7 protein-coding genes are annotated in these 7,106 nt (G+C 65.7%); 6 read left to right on the plus strand and 1 reads right to left on the minus strand.

Going from position 1 to position 7,106, the window contains the following annotated elements:
• Positions 1 to 32 precede the first annotated feature (32 nt).
• Both IWX85_RS18265 and IWX85_RS18270 read left to right on the plus strand, forming a co-directional pair.
• Entirely contained in the window at positions 33 to 1,133 is a 1,101-nt protein-coding gene (locus tag IWX85_RS18265) for a PAS domain-containing sensor histidine kinase (protein WP_255529477.1), read from the plus strand.
• Between the two features lie 176 nt (positions 1,134 to 1,309).
• On the plus strand, positions 1,310 to 2,674 hold the full coding sequence (locus IWX85_RS18270) for a leucine-rich repeat-containing protein kinase family protein (protein WP_231379949.1): 1,365 nt from the start codon (positions 1,310 to 1,312) through the stop codon (positions 2,672 to 2,674).
• Positions 2,675 to 2,833: 159 nt separating this feature from the next.
• Here IWX85_RS18270 and IWX85_RS20825 read toward each other — a convergent pair whose 3' ends face one another.
• Positions 2,834 to 3,184 carry a hypothetical protein gene (locus tag IWX85_RS20825; protein WP_036807806.1) on the minus strand — a complete coding sequence of 117 codons (351 nt, stop codon included), beginning with the start codon at positions 3,182 to 3,184 and terminating at the stop codon, positions 2,834 to 2,836.
• Positions 3,185 to 3,515: 331 nt separating this feature from the next.
• On the opposite strand from IWX85_RS20825, the gene IWX85_RS18280 reads away from it, so the two are divergent.
• The 4 genes from IWX85_RS18280 (at position 3,516) to IWX85_RS18295 (ending at position 6,998) form a co-directional block, all read left to right on the plus strand.
• Entirely contained in the window at positions 3,516 to 3,965 is a 450-nt protein-coding gene (locus IWX85_RS18280; protein ID WP_036807803.1) for a YsnF/AvaK domain-containing protein, read from the plus strand.
• 57 nt (positions 3,966 to 4,022) lie between these two features.
• Positions 4,023 to 5,186 (plus strand): YsnF/AvaK domain-containing protein, encoded by a 1,164-nt coding sequence (locus tag IWX85_RS18285; RefSeq protein WP_196870697.1) that lies wholly within the window; start codon positions 4,023 to 4,025, stop codon positions 5,184 to 5,186.
• 125 nt (positions 5,187 to 5,311) lie between these two features.
• Positions 5,312 to 6,415, plus strand: a complete 1,104-nt coding sequence (locus IWX85_RS18290) for a pirin family protein (RefSeq protein ID WP_196870698.1) — start codon at positions 5,312 to 5,314, stop codon at positions 6,413 to 6,415.
• A 160-nt stretch (positions 6,416 to 6,575) separates the two neighbouring features.
• The gene (locus IWX85_RS18295; RefSeq protein WP_196870699.1) at positions 6,576 to 6,998 is read left to right on the plus strand and encodes a response regulator; all 423 of its coding nucleotides are present in this window, start codon (positions 6,576 to 6,578) and stop codon (positions 6,996 to 6,998) included.
• The last annotated feature ends 108 nt before the right edge of the window (positions 6,999 to 7,106 follow it).

Below are 7,106 nucleotides of genomic sequence, written 5' to 3' on the forward strand. Positions count from 1 at the left end.
GCCCTTCGACACTGGCCAGCGAAGCGCAGGAACTGCTTGACCAGGCCCCCTGCGGGCTGGTGCAGACCGATGCGCAGGGTTTGCTGCGCCGGGTCAACCTGGCGTTTTGCCAATGGCTGGGCTACTCCCCGGGCGAGCTGGTCGGCCAGCGCAAGTTCCAGGACCTGCTGACCACGGGCTGCCGCATTTTTCACCACACGCATTCGCTGCGCCTGTTGCAGCTGCAGGGCTCTGTCTCGGAAGTGCGGGTGCAGATGCTGCGCAAGGACGGCCAGCTGCTGCCCATGCTGCTCAATGCGCGCCGGCATGCGCCGCATGGCGAGAAGGTGGATGAATATGCCTTGTTTGTCGCCCAGGACCGCGACAAGTATGAAAAGGAACTGGTGAAGGCGCGCACCAAGCTCGAAGCGATGGTCGCGCATGCCCACGAGCTTCAGGCGCAAGCCAGCGACCGGGCGATGTTTGCCGAGCAGATGGTCGGCATCGTCAGCCATGACCTGCGCAACCCGATCATGGCGGTGCTGATGAGCGCTGAACTGCTGGGCAAGGGCAGCCTCACTCCCGACCAGTCGGAGGTGCTGGCCTACATCCTGAGGGCTGGCGACCGGGCCAGCCGCCTGATTGCCAATCTGCTGGACCTCACCCAGGCGCGGCTGGGCAGTGGCCTGTCGGTGTCGCCGGCGTCCATGGACCTGCACAGCGCGGTGGCCGGGGCAGTGCAGGAGCTGTCGCAGGTCTATCCCGACCGTGTGCTGCGCCATGTGCAGCAGGGGCACGGCCGGTGCACCGCCGATGCCGACCGGCTGGCGCAACTGGTCGGCAACCTGGTGTCCAACGCCATGGCCTATGGCGAGCCCGGCGCGCCGGTGGTCGTCACCTCGACCCGGGAAGATGCGTTTTTTTCGCTTTCGGTGCAGAACCGGGGCCTGCCCATTCCCGCAGACATCATGGACGGACTGTTCGAACGCATGGTGCGCAGCTGCGATCAGGTGAGCAACGCCCGCAGCGTGGGCCTGGGCCTGTTCATCGTGAGCGAGATCGCCAAGGCCCACGGGGGCACGGTGTCGGTTGCCTCGACGCTGGAGGAGGGAACAGTGTTTACCGTGGTGATTCCGCAGGCACCGAAGACCTGAAAACCTTAAACGCTATTTTTTTGATAGCTGCTGGTGCTTGATGCGTAAGCGCAAACCCCGGTTTTGATGAAAAACGCTGGCTTTCAGCAGCCTGCGCCAGGACCGCCGGTGTTGATCCGGTGCATCCGGTGAATCCAGGCCGATCGCCTGCACCGGCTTCGTGTCCAATAGGCACGATGAACGCACCGCACGGCACCGAGCCCCTTCCCGCCCTGGACATGCTGGGGCAACTGCGCGCCGGCACGCTGGCTGGCAGCCGCCGACTGAGCCTGTCCTGCGGGCTGGAAACCTTTCCGCCCGAGATTTTCACGCTGGCCGACACGCTGGAAATCCTCGACCTCTCTGGCAATGCGCTGAGCGCCCTGCCCCACGACCTGGCGCGGCTGCACCGGCTGCGCATCATTTTTTGCTCGAACAACCGCTTCACCGAACTGCCGGCGGTGCTGGGGCAATGCGCGCAGCTGGAGATGATCGGCTTTCGGGCCAACCAGATTCGCCAGGTGCCGGCCGCCGCGCTGCCGCCGCGTCTGCGCGCGCTGGTGCTGACCGACAACCAGCTGGCCGAACTGCCGGCCGCCCTGGGGCGCTGCACGCGGCTGCAAAAACTCATGCTGGCCGGCAACCGGCTGCACAGCCTGCCGCCGGAAATGGCCGCCTGCACCCGGCTGGAGCTGCTGCGCATCCCCGCCAACCGGTTCACCGCCCTGCCCGGCTGGCTGCTGGCGCTGCCGCGCCTGGCCTGGCTGGCGTTTGCCGGCAACCCGCTGGCCGACGCCGGCGAGGTGGCCGCGCAGGCCGATGCGCCGCTGGCCCGCATCGACTGGGCCAGGCTGCAGCCTGGCGCGCTGCTGGGCGAAGGCGCATCGGGCGTGATCCGCCAGGCGCTCTGGCAGCGTGGCGACACGGCGCTGCCGGTGGCCGTCAAGCTGTTCAAGGGCGCGCTGACCAGCGACGGCCTGCCCCGGCATGAAATGGCGGCCTGCATCGGCGCCGGCGCGCATCCCGGGCTGATTGCGGTGCATGGCCGCGTCACCGGCCATCCGGCTGGCAGTGACGGCCTGGTGATGGCGCTGGTGGCGCCGCACTTGGGCAACCTGGCCGCACCGCCCAGCCTGGACTCGTGCACCCGCGACGTGTACCACGCCAGGGCGCGTTTCACGCCGGACACGGCGCTGCGGCTGGCGCTGGGGGTGGCGTCGGCCGCCCGCCATCTGCATGCGCGCGGCCTCCTGCATGGCGACCTGTATGCGCACAATATTTTGTGCGCGGCCGACGGCCAGGCGCTGCTCGGCGACTTTGGCGCGGCCTCGTTTTTTCCGCCGGACGACGCGCCGCTGGCGCTGGCCCTGCAGCGCATCGAGGCGCGGGCTTTTTCCTGCCTGCTGGAAGAACTGCTGGCCTGCTGCCCGTCACCGGCCGGATGGCACGCGGCGCTGAACCCGCTGGCCGCCCTGCAGGCCGACTGCGCACAGCCAGACACCGCCCGGCGCCCCTTGTTTGCCGACATCGTGCAGCGGTTGGCGCGGCAGCAGGCTGGCTGAAGTGAAAAAAGGGGCGCAATTACGCTTGGATCAATAGCTTCCCGTCTGGATGGCGCATGCGCAAACGGCTTTTTTGATGCCTTTTTGGCACGTGCAAGCCGGCATAAAAAAACGCAAGTGGAAATCCACCTGCGTTTTTAAGGGACCGAAGCAAAAAAATTATTTTTGCGGGACGACGATGACGGTGTCGCCACCGGTTTTGCCGGTGTCGCCCTTGCTGCCGTCGGCACCAGTTGCGCCCGTGGCGCCGGTGTAACCGGTCGAGCCTGTTGAACCCGTGGCGCCGTCATTGCCGGTCGCGCCCGTGGCGCCGGTGGCGCCCGTTGCACCGGGAACGGCAACCGTTGAACCGGTCGAGCCGGTAGCGCCCGTCGCGCCGGCCGGACCGGCCGGGCCGGGAACCACGACGACCGGTGCGCTGGCAGCAGGCGGCGCCGCGACCGTGGTTTTTTCGCAGGCAGTCAGGCCAAGCATCGCAACCAGAGCGGCAAGCAGTAAAGAATGTTTCATGGGAAGACCTCTGAGGTGAAGAATAAGCCGCACATCAAATTCAGCGTGTGCGTTCACAGTTTTATCTTGCCGCGACATTTAACAGTCACTGACAAGCTGTAACGGTAATTTACCAAGTTAGTTCCTTATGCGGTGTAGGACGGTTTCACAAACGGCTGTCGCCTTTGAGCCGGTGGTGTTTTGTGGCATCCGGCGGCCACAGCCGGCTCGTCCCGCAGGGCAAGGCCTGAAAGCGTCTGTAGGTATCGGCTGACGGCATCTACGACCAAGTTCTTTCAACCAGCGCGCGTCAGAACTGCAAGATGGAGATTCATCCGGTCAACAACACAGCATGAACTCCTTCACGCCCGAAACCCCGCAGTTTTCCAGCGCGCCCGACCCTGCAGGCGCAGGCCAGCGCATCGTCATTCCGGTGCTGGCCGAACAGGCGCACGTCCACCTGCAGCGCGAACACACCGGCACCGTGCGGGTGCGCAAGGTGGTGCACCAGGTCACCGAGCCGGTGGCGGCCACGGGCTACCGCGAAGTCGTCGAGACGACGCGCGTTCCCGTCAACCAGGTGGTCGAGGCGGTCGAGGCGCCCAGGACACTGGGCGACCGGCTGGTGATTCCGGTGTACGAGGAGCGGCTGGTCAGGCAGCTGGTGCTGGTCGAGGAAATTCATGTGCACCGCCGGCGCGAATCCTTCGAGCACAGCGTGGCAACTTCCCTGCGGCGTGAAGAGGTGGTGGTGGAGCGCCTGGACCCGGTCACCCGGCAATGGGTGGCGCAGAGGCCTTGAAAACCGGTTTTTTGTCAGCTACGCGATCAATCCTGATCAATTTTTAGGAGTCAAGCCATGCAAACAGTAGTAGGTGTTTTTGATACCGTCAATGAAGCCCAGGACGCGCGCGACGCCCTTCTGGACAGCGGTTTCGATGCCAGCGAGATGCGCCTGCAGTCCAACCCGGCAGAGCAGCCGAGCGACACACTGACCACCACCGACCGCACCATCACCGGCACGACCCCGCGCACCGAGGACGAAGGCTTCATGGCAGGCATTGGCCGTTTTTTTGGCGACCTTTTCGGCAGCGATGACAAGGAACAAGCCGGCCACTATTCCGAAGCCGTTCGCCGGGGCAGCACGGTCCTGGCGGTGACGGTGGCGGAGCCGGACCGGGTCGAGCAAGCCCGCTCAATCCTGTCCACCGCCGGCGCGGTGGACATCGACAAGCGCAGCGAAAGCTGGCGCGAGGAAGGCTACTCGGGCTTCGATCCGTCGGCCGAGCCCTACCATCCCGACCAGATCGCCGCCGAGCGCAGCCGCTACCAAAGCAACAGCCTGCAGTCGTCCGATGACCTCATGACACCGGACGGCAGCCGCCAGGTCGACCAGGGCACGGTGCTGCCGGTGGTGCGCGAGGACCTGGAGGTCGGCAAGCGCGAAGTTGACCTGGGCACGGTCCGGGTGTTCTCGCGCACCGAAACACGGCCGGTCGAGGAACAGGTGCAGCTGCATGAGGAACGCGCGGACATCGAGCGCCGGACCGTTGACCGGCCCGCCACTGAAGCGGACCTGAAGGCGTTCGAAGGCGGTTCGATTGAAATCCATGAAACCTCCGAACGGCCCGTGGTCAGCAAGACGGCCCGCGTGGTGGAAGAAGTGGTCGTCGGCACCGAGGCCAGCACCCGGACCGAAACGGTCAAGGAGCAGCTGCGCAACACCGTGGTCAATGTGGACAAGGGCGACGCCGAAACCACCGGCATGGCCGAGCCGGACTACCGCAGCCATTACCAGGCCAACCAGGCGTCACTGGGCGGCACCTACGAGGAATACGAGCCGGCTTACCGCTACGGCTCGACATTGCGATCCGACCCCCGCTATGCCAACCGTTCCTGGGACGAGGTCGAGGCCGATGCCCACAACGACTGGACCAGCCGCAATCCCACGGGCGGCAGCCCCTGGGAGAAGACCAAACAGGCTGTCCGGCAAGGCTGGGAAAGCATGACTGGCAGGCGCTGAGCCTGTTCGGGCCAGTGGGCCTGAAGCCCGGCGAACAGGTGATTCGAGCACCGTCCTGCCGGGCTTGCTTGCTTGAAACGGAGCGCCTCCGCCTCACCTGCGTTTCTTTCAACAAAGCCGTCTTCATGTCCTCCTTGCCCGTTGTCGCTCAAGCCCCGGCAGGCTCGCCCGTTCTTCGCACCGAGCCGCTGGGCTTTCCATGGCCAACGGTCGATCCCTTCCTGTTTTGCGTCTACCACGACGACGCCTACCCGGCCGCCAATGCACACAACGGCCCGGCGACGTCGCTTGCCGGGCGCGACATCGGCCAGGACTTCAGCCGCAAGGACGGCTGGAGCATGTACCACGGCCGCACGGTGCCGGGCTTTCCGGCGCATCCCCACCGGGGTTTTGAGACCGTGACCATCGTGCGCCAGGGGCTGATCGACCATGCCGACTCGCTTGGCGCGGCGGCGCGTTTCGGGCGCGGCGACGTGCAGTGGCTGACCGCCGGCCAGGGCGTGGTGCATTCGGAAATGTTTCCGCTGCTCGCGCCGGACGGGCCGAACCCGCTCGAGCTGTTCCAGATCTGGCTGAACCTGCCGGCGGCAGCCAAAATGGCCGCGCCGCACTTCACCATGTTCTGGGTGCAGGACATTGCGAAGTTCACGGCCACCGATGCCGAAGGCCGCACCACCGACGTGGCGCTCATCACCGGCCAGCTGAACGACCCATACGCCCGTGTGGACGCGCCCTTGCCGCCGCCGCCCGATTCCTGGGCCGCGCAGCCTGACGCCGACGTGGCCATCTGGACGCTGCGCATGGCACCCGGCGCGCGCTGGACGCTGCCCGCCGCCATGGGCGAAAGGACCCGGCGCCAGCTTTATTTCTTCAAGGGCGAATCCGTCAGCGTGGCCGGCCAGGCGGTGCGCCAGGCCAGCGCCATCGGGTTGCGTGCCGATGCCGCCGTCGACCTGGTCAACGGTCCGCAAGCCTCCGAATTCCTGCTGCTGCAGGGGCGGCCGATTGGCGAGCCGGTGGTGCAGCATGGCCCGTTCGTGATGAACACCCAGGCCGAGATCCGGCAGGCCTTCGCCGACTACCAGCGCACCCGGTTTGGCGGCTGGCCGTGGCCTGACGCAGCGCCAGTGCATGGGCGCGCGCCCGACCGGTTCGCGCGGCATCCGGACGGCGCCGAAGAGCGGCCTGGAGCTGATGCGAGCGACCCGGCCTTGCCGTCGCCCGACTGAAGGGCATCAAGCCGTGACCCGGCCCGAGCCGGACGCGTGCCTTGTCCTACCCTGGCTGGCGTCATCGGATGGCTGCACCTGTTACACCCGAGTGTTTTTATAGCTCGGGGAGATAGCCTGATGGGCAGCCAAAGCTGTCAGCCAAACACACAGGTGCTCTATGCAAACACTGATTGCCTACCTGGTTGAAGACAACCCCACCGTTCGCACCAACCTGATCGAAACCCTGGGCGAAATAGCGCAGCTGAAAATTACCGCGCATTCGGCCACCCAGCAGGAAGCCAGCCAATGGCTTGGCCGCCATTCGGAATGGCATCTGGCCATCATTGACCTGTTCCTGAAGCAGGGCAGCGGCTTGGGAGTGCTGGCCGCGTGCCGCCAGCGGGCATCTTTCCAGAAGGTGGTGATCCTGACCAACTACGCCACGCCGGAAATCCGGATGCGGTCGGCGGCGCTGGGGGCCGATGCGGTTTTCGACAAGTCCACCGAACTCGACGGCCTGATGGATTACTGCATCGAGCAGACCCGCAAGCTGGCCGGAAGACGGCATGACGCGTCTGGCCACGGCAGTCTCCCGACCTAGTGTCGCGTCATGCTGTAGTTGTCGGGTAAAGCCTTTTGAGCTTGGTGCGGGCATCCTTGGTCGTGAACTGCCAGTTGACTTTGGCCTGAAGGTTGTCGCGGCGGCTCT

The organism is Polaromonas sp. CG_9.11 (assembly GCF_015752225.1).
Lineage (GTDB): Bacteria > Pseudomonadota > Gammaproteobacteria > Burkholderiales > Burkholderiaceae_C > Polaromonas.